This is a genomic window from Burkholderia orbicola (assembly GCF_900100915.1).
GTDB classification, from domain to species: domain Bacteria; phylum Pseudomonadota; class Gammaproteobacteria; order Burkholderiales; family Burkholderiaceae; genus Burkholderia; species Burkholderia orbicola.
Map to the genome: position 1 here is coordinate 743,268 of NZ_FNKW01000001.1, position 20,855 is coordinate 764,122.

The window sequence follows — 20,855 nt, forward strand, 5'->3', positions numbered from 1 at the left end:
CCGCCGTCAGGCGCCGCGCTGTTCGAAGTCCTTCATGTACTCGACCAGCGCCTTCACGCCCTCGAGCGGCACCGCGTTGTAGATCGACGCCCGCATGCCGCCGACGGACTTGTGGCCCTTCAGCTGCAGCAGCCCGCGCGCCTTTGCGCCGGCAAGGAAGTCTTCGTTGCGCGTTTCGTCGGCCAGGAAAAACGGCACGTTCATCCGCGAACGTGCTGCCGGCTCGACCTTGTTCAGATAGAAGCTGCTCGCGTCGATCGTGTCGTAGAGCAGCTTCGATTTTTCGATGTTGCGGGCCTCGATCGCCTCGAGGCCGCCCTGCCGCTTCAGCCACTGGAACACGAGGCCCGCGATGTAGATCGCGTAGGTGGGCGGCGTGTTGTACAGCGAGTTGTTCGCGGCGATGGTCTTCCATTCGAATGCGGACGGGCAGATCGACAGCGCGCGATCGAGCAGATCCTCGCGCACGATCACGACCGTCACGCCGGCCATCCCGATGTTCTTCTGCGCGCCGCCGAACAGCACGCCGTACTTCGCGACGTCCATCGGGCGCGACAGGATGTGCGACGAGACATCGGCGACCAGCGGCACGTCGCCGAGATCCGGGATCTCGAATGTCTCGACGCCGTCGATCGTCTCGTTGGTGCACAGGTGCACGTAGGCCGGATCGTCCGACAGCTGCCATTCGGCGCGCGCGGGCGCACGCGTGAAGCCGGCCTCCGTCTTGCCGCTCGCGGCCAGATGCGGCGTGCAGAACTTCTTCGCCTCGCCGAACGATTTCTGCGACCACGAACCCGTCACGACGAAGTCGGCCGTCTTGCGCGCGCCGAGCAGGTTCATCGGCACGATCGCGTTTTCCGCGATGCCGCCGCCCTGCAGGAACAGGATCCGGTGGCTCGCCGGCACGCCGAGCAGGTCGCGCAGGTCGGTCAGCGCGGCCTCGTGGATCGACATGAATTCCTTGCCGCGATGGCTCATCTCCATCACGCTCATGCCGCTGCCATGCCAGTCGAGCATTTCGTCGGCGGCCTGCCGCAGCACTTCCTCGGGCATCGCCGCAGGGCCGGCGGAGAAATTAAAGACGCGCATCGTGAAAACCTCGGGAGGGACGCGACCGGCTTGCCGCCGGCAAAACGCGCCAGAAAAGAAATGGCCGCTTGCGCTCGCGCGCAAACGGCCATTATCGCACTGTCGTCAGGCTCCCGCCAAACCCGGCCGAACGGCCGGGGGCGCGCCCGGACAGCTTACTTTCCCGGCTTGACTGCTGCGACTTCCTTGTCAGCCTGCGTACGCGTTGCCTGGATCGCTTGCGGCATGTACTTCTGCATCAGGCCGTTGACCACGTCGCGACCGACCTGATCCTGAACCTGGATGAACTTGCGGCCCGTCGGGCTCTTGTAGAACGTCGTCAGATCCTTGATCTCCGACGTGCTGTAGTACTTCGCGTATGCGTCGTACTGAGCCGACATCGCGTCGCTCTGGAACTGTTGCGTACCGAACACCTTGCCTGCGCCGTCGACCAGCTTCGGCACCGCGTTCTTCTGCAGCGTCGGAACGGCAGCCTGCTTCTGCTTGTCGTTCAGCGTCTTGTTTTCCGACAGCGCGTCCGACAGGATGGCCGGCACGAGCTGCTTGGCCTGCATTTCGGCGCTGTTGCCGATTGCCGACACGAGCTTCGGCGCGTCGATCGCGTCGAGCAGATCCTTGATCGCTGCCTTCTTGTCGGCGTCGATCGGCGCAGCTGCCGCCGGAGCTGCCGGTGCGGAATTCGACAGCGCTTGCGCCATCGCGAACGTCGGCACCAGTGCAGCCAGCAGAACCAGTTGCTTGAATTGCTTTTGCATCATCACTCCCTTTTGGAAATATGAATGGTTGCTCGCCGGCCGCGGCGCTTTTCGCCCGCGGCGGCCAGAGTCTCATCCGTTCTTCAGGCTTCGCCGTCCGACGCCTCGTCGGCCTCGCCCTCTCCCTCTTCGGCCTCCGCGATCTGCTGCAGGCCAGAGAGCTTGGTGCCCTCATCGAGACTGATGAGTGTAACACCTTGCGTGGCGCGCCCCATCTCGCGAACCTCGGATACGCGGGTGCGAATCAACACGCCGGCCGTCGTGATCAGCATGATCTGATCCTCGGCGTCGACGAGCGTGGCAGCCACGACCTTGCCGTTGCGCTCGGACGTCTGGATCGCGATCATACCCTTCGTACCGCGGCCATGGCGCGTGTACTCGGTGATCGGCGTGCGCTTGCCGTAGCCGTTTTCGGTTGCGGTGAGCACGGTCTGCTCCTCGCTGCCGGCAACCAGCATCGCGATGACCTGCTGCCCGTCCTCGAGCTGCATGCCGCGCACGCCGCGCGCCTCGCGCCCCATCGGACGCACGTCGTTCTCGTCGAAACGCACGGCCTTGCCGGCGTCGGAGAACAGCATCACGTCGTGCGCGCCGTCGGTGATCGACGCACCGATCAGGTAGTCGCCCTCGTCGAGGCCGACCGCGATGATGCCCTTCTTCATCGGGCGGCTGAACGCTTCGAGCGGCGTCTTCTTCACGGTGCCGAGCGACGTCGCCATGAAGATGAACTTGTCGGCCGAGAATTCCTTGACCGGCAGCACGACGTTGATCTTCTCGCCTTCCTGCAGCGGGAACATGTTGACGATCGGGCGGCCGCGCGAGTTGCGCGAGCCCTGCGGCACTTCATAGACCTTGACCCAGTACACGCGGCCGCGGTTCGAGAAGCACAGGATGTAGTCGTGCGTGTTCGCGATGAAGAGCGTCTCGATCCAGTCGTCTTCCTTCATCTGCGTCGCCTGCTTGCCGCGACCGCCGCGCTTCTGCGCACGGTACTCGGACAGCGGCTGCGACTTCACGTAGCCCGCATGCGACATCGTGACGACCATGTCCTGCGGCGTGATCAGATCCTCGGTGTTCAGCTCGGTCGCGTTCAGCTCGATCTTCGAGCGGCGCGCATCACCGAATTCGGCCTTCACCGAGGTCAGCTCGTCGCCGATCATCGTCGTGATCCGCTCGGGGCGCGCGAGGATGTCCAGCAGGTCGGCGATCTGCGCCATCACGTCGCGGTACTCGCCGATGATCTTGTCCTGCTCGAGACCGGTCAGGCGCTGCAGACGCATCTGCAGGATTTCCTGCGCCTGCGTGTCGGACAGGCGGTACAGCCCGTCGGTCTGCATCCCGAATGCCGGGTTCAGGCCTTCCGGACGGTACGCGGAACGACCGCCGGCCGCCGCGTTCTCGCTCTCGGCGCGCGTCAGCATCTCGCGCACGAGCGACGAATCCCACGGCTTCGCCATCAGTTCCTGCTTCGCGATCGGCGGCGTCGGCGCGGCCTTGATGATCGCGATGAACTCGTCGATGTTCGCGAGCGCGACCGCGAGACCTTCGAGCACGTGGCCGCGTTCGCGGGCCTTGCGCAGTTCGTAGATCGTGCGGCGCGTCAGCACTTCGCGTCGGTGCGACAGGAAGCACTGCAGGATTTCCTTCAGGTTCAGCAGCTTCGGCTGGCCGTCGACGAGCGCGACCATGTTCATGCCGAACGTGTCCTGCAGCTGCGTCGCCTTGTACAGGTTGTTCAGCACCACTTCCGGCACTTCGCCGCGCTTGAGCTCGATCACGACGCGCATGCCGCTCTTGTCGGACTCGTCGCGGATGTCGGAGATGCCTTCGAGCTTCTTCTCATTGACGAGCTCGGCGATCCGCTCGAGCAGCGACCGCTTGTTCACCTGGTACGGCAGCTCGTCGACGATGATCGCCATCCGCTGGCCGCGGTCGATCTCCTCGAAGTGCGTGGCCGCCCGCATCACGACGCGGCCGCGCCCGGTGCGGTAGCCGTCGCGCACGCCGGCGACGCCGTAGATGATGCCGGCCGTCGGGAAGTCCGGCGCCGGAATGATCTCGATCAGCTCGTCGATCGTCGCTTCCGGGTTGCCGAGCAGGTGCTGGCACGCGTCGACGACTTCGTTCAGGTTGTGCGGCGGGATGTTGGTCGCCATGCCGACCGCGATGCCCGACGAGCCGTTGATCAGCAGGTTCGGAATGCGCGACGGCAGAACCGACGGCTGCATTTCGTTGCCGTCGTAGTTCGGCTCGAAATCGACCGTTTCCTTGTCGATGTCGGCAAGCAGCTCGTGACCGATCTTCGCCATGCGAATTTCGGTGTAACGCATCGCCGCAGCATTGTCGCCGTCGATCGAGCCGAAGTTGCCCTGCCCGTCGATCAGCATGTAGCGCAGCGAGAAGTCCTGCGCCATCCGCACGATCGTGTCGTAGACCGCGGTATCGCCGTGAGGGTGATATTTACCGATCACGTCACCGACGATACGCGCCGACTTCTTGTACGCGCGGTTCCAGTCGTTGTTCAGTTCGTGCATCGCGAACAATACGCGCCGGTGCACGGGCTTGAGGCCATCGCGGACATCCGGGAGGGCACGTCCGACGATCACGCTCATCGCGTAATCGAGATACGAACGGCGCATTTCCTCCTCTAGGGAGGTGGGCAGGGTCTCTTTGGCGAATTGATCCATGTATCCGTATCGTTTCGGAGCGAAGACGGCGAACGCCTTTCGCGTGGGCGCTGCATGCGCAACGCAACGCGAGATTCTAACATGCGCCCATCAGCCGCCAATCCGCCTCCCCCTCTATATGTAAACAGCAAAAATCGCGGGCGCCGCGAATCGGCCGAAATCGCGTGCGACTCGACGTCGCAGGCGGTCGCCCCCAGCGTTCCATGCGCACGAGTAAACAACTGCATGCATTCACGCAATTTCGCCGCCCCGCTCTTGACAATCTCTAAAAGTTACGGCAGGCCGGTGTTGCGCATGCACCACAAAGTTGAAGCGATCTTGGGGTGGGGAGGATTTTTTTTCGTAGGAAGGGAACGATATGGCAAAATGCCAACGCACTGAAAGTTAGACGCTGCTCGAAGTCTACACAGAGCGGTGCCGCGTTTTTTGTGCCGCACCAATGTTATACTTCGAGCAATGTATGACTTGTCACCGTCAACAGGCTCGCAGTAAACCTGCGGTAATCTCAATTTCGAGAGGAGAAATATGAATAAACTTTCAAAGCTCGCGTTCATTGCAGCTACCGCAGTTATGGCTGCATCCGCTTCGGCACAGTCGGTGCCGGCGTCGCGTCAAGCCGTCAATGACAACTGGGTGAACGGCACGGGCGAATGGGTGTGGATGAACGGCACGAACGAGCTCTGCTGGCGCGATGCGTTCTGGACGCCGGCCACCGCCAACGCGAAGTGCGATGGCGCACTGGTCGCCCAGGCACCGCAGCCGCCGGTCGCTCCGGTCGCTCCGGCCATCACGAGCCAGAAGATCACGTATCAAGCTGACGCACTGTTCGACTTCGACAAGGCAACGCTCAAGCCGCTGGGCAAGCAAAAGCTGGACGAACTGGCTTCGAAGATCGAAGGCATGAACACGGAAGTGGTCGTCGCAACGGGCTACACGGACCGTATCGGTTCGGACAAGTACAACGACCGTCTGTCGCTGCGCCGTGCGCAAGCCGTGAAGTCGTATCTGGTCAGCAAGGGTGTGCCGGCCAACAAGATCTACACGGAAGGCAAGGGCAAGCGCAACCCGGTTACGACTGGCTGCAACCAGAAGAACCGCAAGCAACTCATCGCCTGCCTCGCACCGGACCGCCGCGTGGAAGTCGAAGTGGTTGGTACGCAGCAAGTGCAGAAGACGACCGTTCCGGCAAACTAAGCCGCGGTTTTCGACTGCTTCAAAGCCCCGCTCCGGCGGGGCTTTTTCATTGACGCCCGTCCAGGCGCTCGCTGGCCTCGTCGTCCGCCCGCTTATATACTCGGGGCTGACGCACCGAAGCACCGCCCTCCTCTCGTAGCCCGTTTGCCGACATGACCAACGCCGATCCGCACGAACTCCAGAAATTCAGCGACCTCGCCCACCGGTGGTGGGATCCGAATGCCGAATTCAAACCGCTGCACGACCTGAACCCGGTCCGGCTCGGCTGGATCGACGCGCATGCGCACCTGGCCGGCAAGCGCGCACTCGACATCGGCTGCGGCGGCGGCATCCTGTCCGAATCGATGGCCGGGCTCGGCGCCCAGGTGAAAGGCATCGACCTGTCGACCGAAGCGCTCGGCGTGGCCGACCTGCACAGCCTCGAAAGCGGCATTTCGGTCGAGTACGAGGCGATCGCGGCCGAAGCGATCGCCGCGCGCGAACCGGGCACCTACGACGTCGTCACGTGCATGGAAATGCTCGAGCACGTACCGTCGCCCGGCGACATCGTGGCCGCGTGCGCGACGCTCGTGAAACCGGGCGGCTGGGTGTTCTTCTCGACGCTGAATCGCAACCTGAAGTCCTACCTGTTCGCCGTGATCGGCGCGGAATACATCGCGCAAATGCTGCCGAAGGGCACGCACGATTACGCGCGTTTCATCCGCCCGTCGGAACTGGCCAGCTTCGTGCGCGCGACGGATCTGCACATCGTCGAGATCAAGGGCATCACGTACCACCCGATCGGCAAGCGCTTCGCGCTGTCGAACGACACCGATATCAACTACCTGGTTGCGTGCCGTCGCGGCGCGTGACCCTCCAACCGGCATGACGACTCCCCTTTCGACCGCGCGGATCGCAGACGAACCGCGCCTGTTGCACTGCGATGCGGTCCTGTTCGATCTGGATGGCACGCTCGCCGACACGGCGCCCGACCTCGCGGCAGCCGTCAACAAGATGCAGCGCGAGCGCGGCCTGCCCGAAACGTCGCTCGACGTGTTGCGGCCGCTGGCCTCGGCCGGCGCGCGCGGCCTGCTCGGCGGCGCGTTCGGCATCGATCCTCACACGCGCGGCTACGAAGCGATGCGCGACGAGTTCCTGGCCAACTACGCGACCGATCTGTGCGTGCATACGACGCTGTTCCCCGGCATCGGCGACGTGCTCGACGAACTCGATGCGCGCGGCGTACGCTGGGGCATCGTCACGAACAAGGCGATGCGGCTCACCGCACCGCTCGTCGATCTGCTCGGCCTCGCGCCGCGCGCCGCCTGCGTCGTCGGGGGCGACACAACACCGTACTCGAAGCCGCATCCGGCCCCGCTGCTGCATGCCGCCGAGCAACTGACACTCGCGCCCGAGCGTATCGTCTACGTGGGTGACGACCTGCGCGACATCCAGGCGGGCAGCGCCGCCGGCATGGCTACGGTCGCGGCCGCATACGGCTATTGCGGCGACGGTATCGCGCCGGCCGACTGGCAGGCCCAGCACCTCGTCGGCACGACGCAGGAACTGCGGCACCTGCTGCGCGATGTTGGGCTATAATGGTCGATCTTATCCGCGGGGGCGACCTGGTTTCGACAGGGGTTGTGAAGCGGCTAGGGCATGTCGAGGACCCGTCACCTCGTTAATCAATGGGAAAATCGTAACTGCAAACGACGATACGTTCGCACTGGCAGCCTAAGGGCCGCCGTCCTCTGCCTAGTTCACTGACGGGCTAGTGTCGCAAGACCGGTAGCAATACCGCCAGAGGTCATTTACGTCAGTTAAGCCCTGTCGGCGTCGCGACGCCAGGGTCGAAAATCCAGCGAATCGCCGTAGTGCAGCGTGTTCGTCCGCGTCGCTGCGGTTAAATCAAAAGACTGGACTAAACATGTAGAACTAGTCGTGGAGCGCTTCTGGACGCGGGTTCGATTCCCGCCGCCTCCACCAAATACCCGCCAAACGTTCACCACGTTTCGCAAAGAAAACCCCGCCGAGCGTTGCTCCGCGGGGTTTTTTCTTGCCTGCGAAACGCACCCGCCCCACACCCTCCGAAAAAGCGCCCAGCCCCGGACGGGACGGACGGAATGCCGCCGGTGTCGCGGCGGCAGGAGGTGACGGATGTTCTGCCGCGCCGGCGCCATCATCGGTTGCGCCGAATGGCGGCCGGCCCGCGGGCAGGCGTCGGGCACGACGCATCGCCGCGTCCGCGTTCGCCCACCCCAGACAACGTGCGGCTTAGCTGCCGCGATACAGCGACTTCATTTCTTCCGCGCTGGCCGGACGCACGCCCATTGCGCGCGAACCCGACGCCGATGCGCCCAGCGCCTGCGCACCGTAGCCGCTGGCGTCGGCGCCTTGCGCTTGCGCCAGCGCGCTGCGCTGCTGCTCCGCGATACGGGCCGTTGCGGCCTGGATCGCTTCCGGATAATGCGGATCTTCGCCGCGGGCGGTGTTGTAACCGGCCTGCTGGAGTTGAACCAGTTCGGCACGAACCTGCGCACGGGTAATCGTCGAACCCGACTCGGCGAACGACACGACCGGGGCAACGAGAGCAGCGGCAACGACAACGGCTTGAACGAGCGACTTCATGATGACCTACCTCCAGATTTGTCTGATTCGGCGGTGAACACCTTGATCAGCGCCGACAAACCGAAGTTTATGTAGGTAGATGCTTAAGAATAAGGCAGGTTTCAGGAAGACATCCTTCCTGATTTACGGGTTAACCCTAGATTTCTATCGGAACAGCAACGCGGGCGATCGGCCCCTTCGTCCGCCCCCCCGTTGCGAGAAGGCTCGCCGAAAAGCACGAGCCCCGCGAGGCGACGGGCTTCGCGGGGCTCGAATAAAGCGGAATCGGGGCGGAACGTGCGCAGCCGTCTATCAGTCGATCGAGCCGCTGCGCAGAAGACCGCGCCCCGTTCAGGCGCAGACGCGCCGCCTGCGCGTTACCGGGTATCCATCGGGCACTTCAGGTTGCAGCCGTTCGGGTCGCCCAGGTCACCCTTGCGGCGCAATGCCGACTTCTTGCCGCTCTGGTATTTCTCGGAAGGCGCCGACGCCGCGAACGGCATCTGCGGATGTTCGTTCAGGCGGAACTGTTCGCTCAGGATCCCGCCGGGCACACCCGGGGAATTCTGCGCGAACGCAAGCGGCGAAGCGACGATCAGCAGCCCTGCGGTCAACGCTGCCGCGGCAAGGGGAACGGAAAATTTCATGGCGGGATGACGCCTGAACGGCGTGCTTGTTGGAACGTTGATCAAGCGGCAAGCGTAGCGCAAATCCCCCACTGCTGCAGCGCGGTCCGGTCGCGTTCTCGTTACGGGGAATTGCGGTCCGGCACGCTCGTGCCGTCGCTGCCGGCAAGCCCTGTCGCGATGGGTTCCAGCGCGCCGCACGCGGCCGGATCGTAGCCGTCGAGATGCGCGACGCGCTCGACGAACCGCGCGTCGCGCAGCAGCGCCAGCACATCGGCAAGCGGCCGCACATCGAGCCGCGCATGTTCGCACGCGAAGTAATAATCCTCGTCGACGACCGGGATGAAGTCGAGCCCGAAGTGACGGGCGGCCGGCTCGACGCCGAAACCGAGATCGGCCATGCCGCTTGCGACGAACGCCGCGATCGCCGAATGCGTGAGTTCGGCCGACGCATAGCCGTCGATGCGCTCAGGATCGATGCCGATCGCGCGCAACGCGAGATCCAGCAGCATGCGCGTGCCCGACCCCGGCTGGCGATTGACGAAGCGGATGTCGTTGCGCGCCAGATCCGCCAGCCCGCGCACTTGCCTCGGATTGCCGCGCGGCACGAACAGCCCCTGCTGGCGGCGCGTCAGGTGGATCAGCACGTGGCGTGTGTCGTCGAGCCAGGGCCGGTAGATTTGCGCGCACTGCGCGCGAAACGCGCCGCGCGGCAAATGGAAGCCGGCGAGGTCGCATTCGCCGCGCGCGAGCGCCTGCACGGCCTCGACGCTCTCGCGATATTTGATGTCGACGGCCGCCTGCGCATCGACGAGCGCGGAGACCAGCGTCGCGACCGCATAACCATGCGACGCATGAATGCGCACAGCGCCGTCGCGCTGCGCGAGCCGCCGGTTCAGCTCACTGGCCACCTCGGCCGCGAGCGTGCGCAGATTCCCGTCGAGGCGGCTGCGTGCCAGACGCTGCGCATCGACGACGGCCTGCCCCAGCGCCGACAACGTCGAACCCTTGCCGCGCGCGGTTTCGATCAACTCCCCGCCGATGCACGATTCCAGCGCGCGGAGCATGCCCCACGCGTGCCGGTACGACAGCCCCTTGGCTTGCGCGGCCTGCGCGATGCTGCCCGTCCCGGCCACGAGCTCCAGCAGCGGAGCGACGTCGGACAGACTGGCCGAGCGGCCTTCCGTGTCGCGTACGGTCAGATACGCGTCGCATTCGATTCGAATCAATTATGCACTCCGATTTCCTATTGCGACCGCGAAATCTTCCGCTTATCGTTGGTCAAAATCAATCAGAACCAAGTCCCGCTGCGCCATATATGAATTGCGAGCGCATATGAGACTTTGGAGGAGCATAACGATGTCCCCGAATTCCCCTGCGCCCGACGTGCTCGTCGAGCGCCATGCGCGCGCCGGCCGGTCGCTCGTCGCGATCCTGCACGCGATCCAGGACGACGCGGGCTACGTGCCGCCGGGCTGCGTCGCGCCGCTCGCCAAGGCGCTGAACCTGTCGCGCGCGGAAGTACATGGCGTCCTGACCTACTACCACCACTTCCGCACCACGCCGCCCGCCCGCGTGACGATCCAGATGTGCCGCGCCGAAGCGTGCCGCAGCATGGGCTGCGAAACGCTCGCCGCCCACGCGGAAGCCCGCACCGGCTGCCGGTTCGACGCGGCGCACGGCGATGCCGCCGCGCCCCGTACGCCGGACGACGTCGCGCTCGAATCGGTCTATTGCCTCGGACTGTGCGCGCAATCGCCGTCGATGACGGTCAACGGCGTGCTCCACGCCAAGGTCACGCCGGAGAAGTTCGACGCGCTGCTGGCCGACGCGCTCGCCCACACGCCGGAGGCCGCATGACGACCCTCATCTACGTTCCGCGCGATTCGTCCGCGCTGGCGCTCGGCGCCGACGCGCTCGCCACCGCGATCGTGGCCGAAGCCGAACGGCGCGGCATCGCGGTCGAACTGATCCGCAACGGGTCGCGCGGGCTGCTGTGGCTCGAGCCGCTCGTCGAGGTCGGGACGGCCGCCGGCCGCGTCGGCTATGCGAACCTGTCGGCCGCCGACGTGCCGGCCCTGTTCGACGCCGGCTGGCTCGAAGGCGGCACGCATCCGAGCAGTGTCGGCCTCGTCGACGCGCTGCCCTACCTCGCCCGTCAGCAGCGGCTCACGTTCGCGCGGATCGGCCTGACCGATCCGCTGTCGATCGACGACTACCTGCAGCACGGCGGCCTCGCCGGCCTGAAGAACGCACTGGCGCTCGATGGCGACGCCGCCTGCGAAACGCTGATCGAATCGGGGCTGCGCGGCCGCGGCGGCGCGGCGTTCCCGGCCGGCATCAAGTGGCGTACCGTGCGGCAAGCACGCGCCGCGCAGAAATACATCGTCTGCAACGCGGACGAAGGCGATTCGGGCACGTTCTCCGACCGCCTGCTGATGGAATGCGATCCGTACTGCCTGATCGAAGGGATGATCATCGCGGGCGTCGCCACCGGCGCGACGGTCGGCTACATCTATGTGCGCAGCGAATACCCGCACGCGATCGCGACGCTCGAAGCCGCGATCGTCCGCGCGCGTGAAGCCGGCTGGCTCGGCGAGCACGTGCTCGGCTCCGCGCATGCGTTCGAGCTGCACGTCGCGAAAGGCGCGGGCTCGTACGTATGCGGCGAGGAAACGGCGCTGCTCGAATCGCTCGAGGGCAAGCGCGGCGTCGTGCGCGCGAAGCCGCCGCTGCCCGCGCTCGCGGGCCTGTTCGGCCAACCGACCGTGATCAACAACGTGATCACGCTCGCGACGGCGCCCGTGATCTTCGCGCGCGGCGCCGCGTTCTATCGCGACTACGGGATGGGCCGCTCGCGCGGCACGCTGCCGTTCCAGCTTGCCGGCAACATCCGTCACGGCGGCCTCGTCGAGCTCGCGTTCGGCGTCACGCTGCGCGAGCTGCTGTTCGACTTCGGCGGCGGCACGGCCAGCGGCCGGCCGGCACGCGCCGCGCAGGTCGGCGGCCCGCTCGGCACCTACCTGCCCGACCATCAGTGGGACGTGCCGCTCGACTACGAGGCGTACACGGCGATCGGCGCGGTCGTCGGCCACGGCGGCATCGTGCTGCACGACGACACGTCGAATCTCGCCGAGCTGGCCGAATACGCGATGAAGTTCTGCGCGATCGAATCGTGCGGCAAGTGCACGCCGTGCCGAATCGGTTCGACGCGCGGCGTCGAGACGATCGCGCGGATTCGCCACGGCGATACGTCGGAGCGACAGGTCACGCTGTTGCGCGACCTGTGCGACACCATGCTCGCCGGCTCGCTGTGCGCGATGGGCGGCATGACGCCGTACCCGGTGCTGTCCGCACTCGACCATTTCCCCAAAGATTTCGGACTCGCCGCCGGCAAGGATGCCGCGTCGCGTCCGGTCAAGGCTGCGGCCTGACCCAGAAGGAGCCCTGCATGTCCCTCGACACGAACAACGTCCGCCAAGGCGGCTGCGGCTCGGGCCAATGCGCGTGCAAGAGCGCCGCACAGGCGCGCGCATTCGATCCGTTCGACGACACCGACTACGGTACGCCGCAACGACACGCCGACACCGACGTCACGCTCGAAATCGACGGCCAGCCGGTCACGGTGCCGGCCGGCACGTCGGTGATGCGCGCGGCGATCGAAGCCGGCGTCAATGTCCCGAAGCTCTGCGCGACCGATTCGCTCGAGCCGTTCGGCTCGTGCCGGCTGTGCCTCGTCGAGATCGAGGGCCGGCGCGGTTATCCGGCGTCGTGCACGACGCCCGCCGAAGCCGGCATGAAGGTGCGCACGCAGTCGGACCGGCTGCAGTCGCTGCGCCGCAACGTGATGGAGCTGTACATCTCCGACCATCCGCTCGACTGCCTCACCTGCCCGGCCAACGGCGACTGCGAGCTGCAGGACATGGCCGGCGTGGTCGGCCTGCGCGAAGTGCGCTACGGCTTCGACGGCGCGAACCACCTGAAGGACACGAAGGACGAATCGAACCCGTACTTCACGTACGACCCCTCGAAGTGCATCGTCTGCAACCGTTGCGTGCGCGCGTGCGAGGAAACGCAGGGCACGTTCGCGCTGACGATCGCCGCGCGCGGCTTCGAATCGCGCGTCGCCGCCGGCGAAAGCGAATCGTTCATGGCGTCGGAATGCGTGTCGTGCGGCGCGTGCGTCGCCGCCTGCCCGACGGCCACGCTGCAGGAAAAATCCGTCGTGCAGCTCGGGCAGGCCGAGCACTCGGTCGTCACGACCTGCGCATACTGCGGCGTCGGCTGCTCGTTCAAGGCCGAGATGAAGGGCACGCAGGTCGTGCGCATGACGCCGCACAAGAACGGGCTCGCGAACGAAGGCCACGCGTGCGTGAAGGGACGCTTCGCGTGGGGCTACGCGACGCACAAGGACCGCATCACGAAGCCGATGATCCGCGAGAAGATCACCGACCCGTGGCGCGAAGTCAGCTGGGACGAAGCCCTCACCTACGCGGCGACGCAGTTCCGCAAGCTGCAGCAGAAGTACGGCCGCGATTCGATCGGCGGCATCACGTCGTCGCGCTGCACGAACGAGGAAACCTATCTCGTGCAGAAGCTCGTGCGCGCCGCGTTCGGCAACAACAACGTCGATACTTGCGCACGCGTGTGCCACTCGCCGACCGGCTATGGCCTGAAGACGACGCTCGGCGAATCGGCCGGCACGCAGACGTTCGCCTCGGTCGGCCAGGCCGACGTGATCGTCGTGATGGGCGCGAACCCGACCGACGGCCATCCGGTGTTCGGCTCGCGGCTGAAGCGGCGCGTGCGCGAAGGCGCGAAGCTGATCGTGATCGACCCGCGCCGCATCGACGTCGTCGACGGCCCGCACGTGAAGGCCACGCATCATCTGCAGTTGCGCCCGGGCACCAACGTCGCGATCGTCAATGCGCTGGCGCACGTGATCGTCACCGAAGGGCTGGTGGCCGACGCATTCGTCGCCGAGCGCTGCGACACGCGCGCGTTCGAGCAATGGCGCGACTTCGTCGCGCAGACCGACAATTCGCCCGAGGCCACCGCCGACGTGACGGGCGTGCCCGCCGAACTGGTGCGCGAGGCCGCGCGCCTCTACGCGACGGGCGGCAACGCCGCGATCTATTACGGCCTGGGCGTGACCGAACACGCACAGGGCTCGACGACGGTGATGGGCATCGCGAACCTCGCGATGGCGACCGGCAACGTCGGCCGCGAAGGCGTCGGCGTCAATCCGCTGCGCGGCCAGAACAACGTGCAGGGTTCGTGCGACATGGGCTCGTTCCCGCACGAACTGCCCGGCTACCGGCACATCAGCGACACGGTCGTGCGCACGCAGTTCGAAGAAGCCTGGTCGGCCACGCTGCAACCGGAGCCCGGCCTGCGCATCCCGAACATGTTCGACGCGGCGCTCGACGGCAGCTTCAAGGGGCTCTACTGCCAGGGCGAGGACATCGTCCAGTCGGACCCGAACACGCAGCACGTCGCGGCCGCGCTGTCGGCGATGGAATGCATCGTCGTGCAGGACATCTTCCTGAACGAAACCGCGAAATACGCGCACGTGCTGCTGCCGGGCTCGACGTTCCTCGAGAAGGACGGCACGTTCACGAACGCGGAGCGCCGCATCTCGCGCGTGCGCAAGGTAATGCCGCCGCTCGCGGGCTACGCGGACTGGGAAGTGACGCTGCTGCTGTCGCAGGCGCTCGGCTACGACATGCACTACACGCATCCGTCGGAAATCATGGACGAGATCGCGCGGCTCACGCCGACCTTCTCGGGCGTGTCGTACGCGAAGCTCGACGCGCTCGGCAGCATCCAGTGGCCGTGCAACGAACACGCGCCGGAAGGCACGCCGACCATGCACATCGACACGTTCGTGCGCGGCAAGGGCCGGTTCGTGATCACCAAGTTCATTCCGACGCCGGAGAAAGTCACGCAGCGCTATCCGCTGATCCTGACGACGGGCCGCATCCTGTCGCAATACAACGTCGGCGCGCAGACGCGCCGGACCGAGAACGTCCGGTGGCACGAAGAGGATCGCCTCGAAATCCATCCGCACGACGCGGAAGATCGCGGAATCCGGACGGGCGACTGGGTCGGCATCGAGTCGCGTGCCGGTCAGACGGTGTTGCGCGCGCTGGTGTCCGAGCGCATGCAGCCGGGCGTCGTCTACACGACGTTCCACTTCCCCGAATCGGGTGCGAACGTGATCACGACGGAAAGCTCCGACTGGGCGACGAACTGCCCGGAATACAAGGTGACGGCCGTTCAGGTGATGCCGGTTGCGCAACCGTCCGACTGGCAACAAGCGTATGCGCGCTTCAACTCGGAGCAGCTCGACCTGCTCGAGCGCCGCGCCGCCGAGCCGGCCGCCGTGACGACGGGCAAGTGAGACTGCGATGAACAACGAACACCTGATCGACATGGCCAACCAGATCGGCGCATTCTTCGAATCGATGCCCGATCGCGACGAAGCGCTGACCGGGATCGCCGAGCATATCCGGCGCTTCTGGGAGCCGCGGATGCGCCGTGCGTTGCTGGCCGCGCTCGACGATCCGTCGAGCGAAGCCGGGCAACGCGCGACGCCGATCGTGCGCGATGCGATCGCCGCGCATCGCGCGTCGCTCGTCCCCGCCGCGGCGCCCGCCTGACCGCGCGGCTACGCGGATACCGACACGCCCGCGAACCAGCTTTCGCAGTGGCGCAGCAGCGCGTTCGCGTCGGTCGCCGTGCGCCCGCGCGCGGCAACGTAGCCGTCGGGCCGCAGCAGATAGAACGACGGGCGCGAGCGGCCGTATTCCTGCGCGAGCCCGGCCGTACCATCGCCTTCGGCATCGGCGACGCGCCACACGCGCACCGCTTCCGGCATGATCCGTTCGAGCCCCTGCACGAGCGCCTGCGCATCGGCCGGGATCGGCGGCACCTCGCCGGCGTCGGTATCCACCGGCTCTTCCAGCAGCAATAGCGTGAAGCAGGCCGGATCGTGAAGATCGTATAGCCGCGCCGTGCCGGGCGCGCGGCCGAGCGGCCCGTCGAGCACGTGTACGAGTGCGTCGGGCGCCCGCTCGCCTGCCCGCGGGCCGCCATCGAGCACGCGCTCGAGCGTGAGCGGACTCTTCCGGTATTGCACGCCGAGCTCGCTGACCGTGCGCCTCACCGCGTCGCGCATCGGCCCGAACGACGCCAGCAGCGGCACGACGTGATCACGCAGCAGCTTCATCGCGCCGCGCTCGGCTTCGACGATCTGCGTGACGAAACCGGTCTGCCGCAATACGTCCCGCTCGATCGGGTGGCGCTCCGCGTGATACGTGTCGAGCAATCGCTCGGGTGCGCCTGCGCCGAGGACACGGGCGAGCTTCCAGCCCAGGTTGAACGCCTCCTGGATGCCGGTGTTCATGCCCTGCGCGCCGGCCGGGCTGTGGACGTGCGCCGCGTCGCCCGCGAAGAACACGCGGCCGTGACGCAGCCGGTCGACCATCCGGCTGTGCAGGTGAAAATAGGACGACCACGCGAGATCGCTCGGCGAGATCGATGCGCCGACGCGTGCACGGATGATCGCGTCGCATTCGTCGAGCGACGGCGCCGGCGCGTCGGGCGACGCGTCGCTGCGGGGCGGCCGGTCCGCGACGAGCCGGTAACGGCCGCCTCCCATCGGAAACAGGCCCGCGATGCCGGCGGGTGTCGTGAACAGGTGAATCTCTTCGTCCGGCCAGTCGGGTATCGCCGCGAAATCGGCCAGCAGGAAAGTCTGTTCGAACGCATGCCCGGCAAAGCCCAGGCCGAGCAGATGCCTCACCGTGCTGTGCGCGCCGTCGGCGGCAATCAGGTACGACGGGGCGAACGACTCGTCGCGGCCGTCGGCGCGGCGCAGCGTCACGTCGAGCGACGTGCCGCCCGCATCGCAGCCGGTCAGCGCCGTCCCGCGTTCGACGCTCACGCCCATGCCGGCCAGGTGCTCGGCGAGCAGCCGCTCGGTAACGCTCTGGTCGAGAAACATCAGATACGGATAGCGCGTTCGCAGCGGATCGAAATCGAGCCGTGCGATCACGCGGCCGTCGGCGTGCAGCTCGGCCGCATGCGCGCGATGACCGAGCGCGAGAAACGGCTCGACCGCGCGATGCTGCTCCAGCAGTTCGAGCGTGCGCGCCTGGATGCCGATCGCACGCGAAAACGGCGCGGGCGCGACGAGACGATCGATGATGCGCACCGGCACGCGGGCCCGTGCGAGGCTCATCGCCGCGGCGAGACCGGTGGGCCCCGCGCCGACGATCAGCACGGGCGGGATATCAGGCAGTGTGTCAGCCATGAGAACCTCGATGACACGCGACTCTGCAAGTCTACGCCGCTCCGCGTCACGGGGCCATATGCCGACCGGCCGATACGCGGCCGCGCCGCGCGGTGTGGGAAAATACGCGCTTTCCGCCAGTTTTCGCGTCATGGATTCCGCATTCGACCACGCGTACGCCGCGCACCGCGCCGGCCGCCTCGCCGAGGCCGAGCACGGCTATCGCAACGCGCTCGCCTCCAACCCCGCCGATGCCGACGCGCTGCACCTGTTCGGCGTGCTGCGGCACCAGCAGGGCCAGCACGCCGAGGCGGCCGATCTCGTCGGCCGCGCCGTCGCGCTGCGTCCGGACGATGCCGCGCTGCAGCTCAATCTCGGCAACGCGCTGAAAGCGCTCGGCCGGCTCGACGAAGCGATCGACCGCTTTCGCAACGCGCTGACGCTCGCGCCCGAATTTCCGCTCGCGCACTACAACCTCGGCAACGCGTATGCGGCACTGCAGCGTCACGACGATGCGATCGACGCCTTCGGCCGTGCGCTGCGGCTCACGCCCGACGACGCGTCGATCCACAACAATCTCGGCAACGCGCTGAACGCGCTCGGCCGCCACGACGACGCGCTCGCCGCGTTCGGTCGCGCGCTCGAGCTCCGGCCCGGGCATGCGGGCGCGCACAACAACCTCGCGATGGCGCTGAGCGCGATGGGTCGCGCCGACGAGGCGATCGCGCACTTCCAGGCCGCGATTGCCGCGCAGCCGCGGTTCGTCGCCGCGCATTTCAATCTCGGCAACACGCTCGACGCGGTCGGCCGGCATGCCGAGGCAGCCGCGGCATTCGAAGCCGCGCTCGCGCTGCACCCGCCGTTTCCGCTCGCGCTGTTCGGGCTCGCGAATGCGCTCTGCGCGCAGGCGCGCCACCGCGACGCGCTGCCCTACTACGAGCGCGCCGTCGGGCTCGATCCGTCGTTCGGGCTCGCATGGCTGAATCTCGGCAACGCGCATCACGCGCTCGGTGCGCACGAGATGGCGCTGCGCGCATTCGACCAGGCGCTGCGGGTCGCGCCCGATCTCACGCTCGCGCGGCTGCACCGAGCAGTCACGCTGCTGACGCTGCGCGACTTCACGCGTGGCCTGCCCGCCTACGAAGCGCGCCACGAGACGCCCGGCGCGACACCGCTCGGCGCGCTGCCGCGCTGGCACGGCGAGCCGATCGCGTCGCGCACGCTGCTGATCCGCGCGGAACAGGGGTTCGGCGACACGCTGCAGTTCGTCCGCTTCGTGCCGCTGGCCCGCGCACGCTGCGCGCGCGTGGTGCTCGAAGTCCAGCCGGAACTCGTCGCGCTGCTGACGCCGGCCGCATCGCGCTGGCGCGTGACGCTCGTCCCGCAAGGCGCCGCGAAGCCGCCTGCCGCGGACGTCGCGTGCACGCTGATGAGCCTGCCGTTCCTGCTCGGGCTGCAGCCGGACGACATCGTCGGCTCGCGCTACCTCGACGCACCCGACGGCGCCCGCCGGCGCTTTCGCGGTTCGCTCGGCGGGCAATCGAAGCGCAAGTTCGGCCTGGCATGGTCGGGGCGCCGGCAGGCGCAGGAAAACCGCTCGATGCCGTTCGACGCGCTCGCGCCGCTGCTCGCGCTGCCGGACATCGACTGGATCGTGCTGCAGCCCGCGCTCGACGACGACGAACGGGCGCGCGTCGACGCGCATCCGCGCGTGCATCGTCTCGACGGCCGGCTGAACGACTTTGCCGATACGGCCGCGCTGATCGAACGCCTGGACGGCGTCGTCACGATCGACACGGCGGTCGCACACCTCGCGGGCGCGCTCGGCAAGCCGCTGTGGGTCATGCTGCCGTTCGCGGCCGACTGGCGCTGGTTCACCGGCGACGACTGTCCGTGGTATCCGCGAGCCAGGGTCGCCCGCCAGCCGGCCCCGGGCGCGTGGCGCGATGTGGCGGCCTCAGTGGCCGACATGCTGCGCGACGCATGACCGCAAGCGAAAAAGGGAGCGCATCGCGCTCCCTTTTCAATGTGATGCGCGGCCGACGCCGCGCGATATACCGGCCGCCGTCAGGCTGACTTGTACTGGTTGCGCGCATCGGCCGTGCGATACAGCACGAGCGTCGCGATCAGGCCGCAGATCGCGGCCACGCTCAGCCACAGCCCCGGCGCCGCCTTGTTGCCCGTCTGGTGGATCAGCAGCGTCGAGATTGCCGGCGTGAAGCCACCGATCGTCGTGGCCAGGCTGTACGCGAGCGAGAAGCCGGCCGTCCGCACGTCGGCCGGCATCACTTCGGTCAGCGCGACGACCATCGCGCCGTTGTACGACGCGTACAGGAACGACAGCCACAGCTCGACCGCGAGCAGCCGCAGGAACGACGGATCGCCGACGAGCCACAGTACGGCCGGATAAGCCGACACCAGCGTCAGCACGGTGAAGGCGATCAGCACCGGGCGGCGACCGATGCGGTCGGACAGCGCGCCGGACAGCGGCAACCACACGAGATTCGAGATCCCGACGCAAACGGTCACGACGAGCGCGTCGAGCGACGACAGGTGCAGCACTTCCTTGCCGAAAGTCGGCGTGTACGCGGTAATCATGTAGAACGACACCGTCGTCATGATCACCATCCCCATGCCGGCCACCACGACACCCCAGTTGTCGAGCATCGAGCGCATGATCTCGCCCATCGTCGGCCGGTGACGCTTCGCAAGAAACTCGTCGGTCTCCTTCAGCGACCGGCGGATCAGGAACAGGAACGGCACGATCAAGCAGCCGATCAGGAACGGAATGCGCCAGCCCCACGCGGTCATTTCCTCGACCGGCAGCGCGCGGTTCAGCACGACACCGACGAACGCGGCGAACACGACGGCCACCTGCTGGCTGCCCGACTGCCACGACGTATAGAACCCCTTGTGGCCCTTCGTCGCGATCTCCGACAGGTAGACCGACACGCCGCCGAGCTCGACGCCCGCCGAGAAACCCTGCAACAACCGGCCGAGCAGCACGAGCACCGGTGCGAGCACGCCGATCGTCGCATAGCCCGGGATCGCGGCCACGGTGAGCGTGCCGATCGCCATCAGCCCGAGTGTCAGGATCAGCCCCTTGCGGCGGCCGTGATGATCGATGTACGCGCCGAGCACGATCGCACCGACCGGGCGCATCAGGAAACCCGCGCCGAATACCGACAGCGACAACATCAGCGACGCGAACGCGTTGCCGCTCGGAAAGTACGTTTTCGCGATGGCCGACGCGTAATACCCGTAGACCATGAAGTCGTACATTTCCAGGAAGTTGCCGCTGACGACCCGGAAGACGGTGCGGACTTTCGATTCCTGCGCGATGGCAGGGGACGCTGTGGACATGTTTTCTCGCTCAGCTCGGGTGGCGCGAATACCGCGCCGCATGAATCCGACGATGCGCGACGCGCAGGGTGAGTCCGCGCGCCCGGGCATCGCTGCCCGCCGGCGGCACGGCGCGTAACGGCGCGCCGCCGGCATGATTCGCGAATCATGCCACGCCAGCCCGACATTTGCCTTGTGGTGCCCCTTGGCGCCCCTGTCACGGCCGTCGCGGCATCCGCCTCGTACAAGTCGCCCCCAAAAAGGTACAAGAATCAGATTG

The 20,855-nt window shown here is 66.7% G+C and carries 16 protein-coding genes and 1 other RNA gene; 9 read left to right on the forward strand and 8 right to left on the reverse strand.

What is annotated here, in order from left to right; genetic code table 11:
* Positions 1-6: 6 nt before the first annotated feature.
* From serC to gyrA, 3 genes are all read right to left on the reverse strand, one after another.
* Positions 7-1,089, reverse strand: coding sequence for a 3-phosphoserine/phosphohydroxythreonine transaminase (serC, locus tag BLS50_RS03515; protein WP_006496544.1), 1,083 nt, complete (start codon positions 1,087-1,089; stop codon positions 7-9).
* 155 nt (positions 1,090-1,244) lie between these two features.
* The gene (locus BLS50_RS03520) at positions 1,245-1,844 is read right to left on the reverse strand and encodes a DUF2059 domain-containing protein (RefSeq protein WP_006486966.1); all 600 of its coding nucleotides are present in this window, start codon (positions 1,842-1,844) and stop codon (positions 1,245-1,247) included.
* A gap of 83 nt (positions 1,845-1,927) precedes the next feature.
* Entirely contained in the window at positions 1,928-4,531 is a 2,604-nt protein-coding gene (gene gyrA, locus BLS50_RS03525) for a DNA gyrase subunit A (RefSeq protein WP_011694211.1), read from the reverse strand.
* A gap of 525 nt (positions 4,532-5,056) precedes the next feature.
* Here gyrA and ompA point away from each other — a divergent pair.
* The 4 genes from ompA (at position 5,057) to ssrA (ending at position 7,690) form a co-directional block, all read left to right on the forward strand.
* A complete protein-coding gene (gene ompA, locus BLS50_RS03530) occupies positions 5,057-5,725 on the forward strand; it encodes an outer membrane protein OmpA (RefSeq protein WP_006476579.1) in 669 nt (222 codons plus the stop codon).
* Between the two features lie 152 nt (positions 5,726-5,877).
* Positions 5,878-6,576: a bifunctional 2-polyprenyl-6-hydroxyphenol methylase/3-demethylubiquinol 3-O-methyltransferase UbiG gene (gene ubiG / locus BLS50_RS03535; RefSeq protein ID WP_006476580.1), complete on the forward strand. Its 699-nt coding sequence runs from the start codon at positions 5,878-5,880 to the stop codon at positions 6,574-6,576.
* A 13-nt stretch (positions 6,577-6,589) separates the two neighbouring features.
* Positions 6,590-7,303 carry a phosphoglycolate phosphatase gene (gph, locus tag BLS50_RS03540; protein ID WP_074800796.1) on the forward strand — a complete coding sequence of 238 codons (714 nt, stop codon included), beginning with the start codon at positions 6,590-6,592 and terminating at the stop codon, positions 7,301-7,303.
* A gap of 17 nt (positions 7,304-7,320) precedes the next feature.
* Positions 7,321-7,690, forward strand: a transfer-messenger RNA (tmRNA) gene (ssrA, locus tag BLS50_RS03545).
* A gap of 288 nt (positions 7,691-7,978) precedes the next feature.
* On the opposite strand, the gene BLS50_RS03550 is transcribed toward ssrA, so the two are convergent.
* From BLS50_RS03550 to BLS50_RS03560, 3 genes are all read right to left on the reverse strand, one after another.
* A complete protein-coding gene (locus tag BLS50_RS03550) occupies positions 7,979-8,332 on the reverse strand; it encodes a DUF4148 domain-containing protein (RefSeq protein WP_074800799.1) in 354 nt (117 codons plus the stop codon).
* Positions 8,333-8,688: 356 nt separating this feature from the next.
* A complete protein-coding gene (locus tag BLS50_RS03555; protein ID WP_006476587.1) occupies positions 8,689-8,958 on the reverse strand; it encodes a hypothetical protein in 270 nt (89 codons plus the stop codon).
* A gap of 101 nt (positions 8,959-9,059) precedes the next feature.
* Positions 9,060-10,166 (reverse strand): substrate-binding domain-containing protein, encoded by a 1,107-nt coding sequence (locus BLS50_RS03560; protein WP_074800802.1) that lies wholly within the window; start codon positions 10,164-10,166, stop codon positions 9,060-9,062.
* Between the two features lie 130 nt (positions 10,167-10,296).
* Here BLS50_RS03560 and BLS50_RS03565 point away from each other — a divergent pair, with 130 nt between their 5' ends.
* Genes BLS50_RS03565 through BLS50_RS03580 form a run of 4 tightly spaced genes read left to right on the forward strand, consistent with a single transcriptional unit; the run spans position 10,297 to position 15,599 of the window.
* Positions 10,297-10,797 carry an NAD(P)H-dependent oxidoreductase subunit E gene (locus BLS50_RS03565; protein WP_074800805.1) on the forward strand — a complete coding sequence of 167 codons (501 nt, stop codon included), beginning with the start codon at positions 10,297-10,299 and terminating at the stop codon, positions 10,795-10,797.
* Positions 10,794-12,371 (forward strand): formate dehydrogenase beta subunit, encoded by a 1,578-nt coding sequence (locus tag BLS50_RS03570; RefSeq protein ID WP_074800808.1) that lies wholly within the window; start codon positions 10,794-10,796, stop codon positions 12,369-12,371. Before BLS50_RS03565 ends, BLS50_RS03570 begins: the two co-directional genes overlap by 4 nt.
* Before the next feature lie 17 nt (positions 12,372-12,388).
* On the forward strand, positions 12,389-15,340 hold the full coding sequence (fdhF, locus tag BLS50_RS03575; RefSeq protein WP_074800811.1) for a formate dehydrogenase subunit alpha: 2,952 nt from the start codon (positions 12,389-12,391) through the stop codon (positions 15,338-15,340).
* A 7-nt stretch (positions 15,341-15,347) separates the two neighbouring features.
* Positions 15,348-15,599 (forward strand): formate dehydrogenase subunit delta, encoded by a 252-nt coding sequence (locus BLS50_RS03580; protein ID WP_074800814.1) that lies wholly within the window; start codon positions 15,348-15,350, stop codon positions 15,597-15,599.
* A gap of 8 nt (positions 15,600-15,607) precedes the next feature.
* Here the strand turns inward: BLS50_RS03580 and BLS50_RS03585 are convergent, their stop codons facing one another.
* Positions 15,608-17,254 (reverse strand): FAD-dependent monooxygenase, encoded by a 1,647-nt coding sequence (locus BLS50_RS03585; RefSeq protein ID WP_074800817.1) that lies wholly within the window; start codon positions 17,252-17,254, stop codon positions 15,608-15,610.
* A gap of 130 nt (positions 17,255-17,384) precedes the next feature.
* On the opposite strand from BLS50_RS03585, the gene BLS50_RS03590 reads away from it, so the two are divergent.
* Complete coding sequence (locus BLS50_RS03590) at positions 17,385-19,220, forward strand: tetratricopeptide repeat protein (protein WP_412668055.1); 1,836 nt, start codon at positions 17,385-17,387, stop codon at positions 19,218-19,220.
* An 80-nt stretch (positions 19,221-19,300) separates the two neighbouring features.
* On the opposite strand, the gene tcuC is transcribed toward BLS50_RS03590, so the two are convergent.
* On the reverse strand, positions 19,301-20,596 hold the full coding sequence (gene tcuC / locus BLS50_RS03595; RefSeq protein ID WP_011694210.1) for an MFS transporter: 1,296 nt from the start codon (positions 20,594-20,596) through the stop codon (positions 19,301-19,303).
* Positions 20,597-20,855 lie beyond the last annotated feature (259 nt).

What these genes read in the sequence shown, in the direction of transcription:
- serC (WP_006496544.1), bottom strand. Translation starts at nt 1,089, where the DNA reads ATGCGCGTCTTTAATTTCTCCGCCGGCCCTGCGGCGATGCCCGAGGAA.
- BLS50_RS03520 (WP_006486966.1), bottom strand. Translation starts at nt 1,844, where the DNA reads ATGCAAAAGCAATTCAAGCAACTGGTTCTGCTGGCTGCACTGGTGCCG.
- gyrA (WP_011694211.1), bottom strand. Translation starts at nt 4,531, where the DNA reads ATGGATCAATTCGCCAAAGAGACCCTGCCCACCTCCCTAGAGGAGGAA.
- ompA (WP_006476579.1), top strand. Translation starts at nt 5,057, where the DNA reads ATGAATAAACTTTCAAAGCTCGCGTTCATTGCAGCTACCGCAGTTATG.
- ubiG (WP_006476580.1), top strand. Translation starts at nt 5,878, where the DNA reads ATGACCAACGCCGATCCGCACGAACTCCAGAAATTCAGCGACCTCGCC.
- gph (WP_074800796.1), top strand. Translation starts at nt 6,590, where the DNA reads ATGACGACTCCCCTTTCGACCGCGCGGATCGCAGACGAACCGCGCCTG.
- BLS50_RS03550 (WP_074800799.1), bottom strand. Translation starts at nt 8,332, where the DNA reads ATGAAGTCGCTCGTTCAAGCCGTTGTCGTTGCCGCTGCTCTCGTTGCC.
- BLS50_RS03555 (WP_006476587.1), bottom strand. Translation starts at nt 8,958, where the DNA reads ATGAAATTTTCCGTTCCCCTTGCCGCGGCAGCGTTGACCGCAGGGCTG.
- BLS50_RS03565 (WP_074800805.1), top strand. Translation starts at nt 10,297, where the DNA reads ATGTCCCCGAATTCCCCTGCGCCCGACGTGCTCGTCGAGCGCCATGCG.
- BLS50_RS03570 (WP_074800808.1), top strand. Translation starts at nt 10,794, where the DNA reads ATGACGACCCTCATCTACGTTCCGCGCGATTCGTCCGCGCTGGCGCTC.
- fdhF (WP_074800811.1), top strand. Translation starts at nt 12,389, where the DNA reads ATGTCCCTCGACACGAACAACGTCCGCCAAGGCGGCTGCGGCTCGGGC.
- BLS50_RS03580 (WP_074800814.1), top strand. Translation starts at nt 15,348, where the DNA reads ATGAACAACGAACACCTGATCGACATGGCCAACCAGATCGGCGCATTC.
- BLS50_RS03585 (WP_074800817.1), bottom strand. Translation starts at nt 17,254, where the DNA reads ATGGCTGACACACTGCCTGATATCCCGCCCGTGCTGATCGTCGGCGCG.
- BLS50_RS03590 (WP_412668055.1), top strand. Translation starts at nt 17,385, where the DNA reads ATGGATTCCGCATTCGACCACGCGTACGCCGCGCACCGCGCCGGCCGC.
- tcuC (WP_011694210.1), bottom strand. Translation starts at nt 20,596, where the DNA reads ATGTCCACAGCGTCCCCTGCCATCGCGCAGGAATCGAAAGTCCGCACC.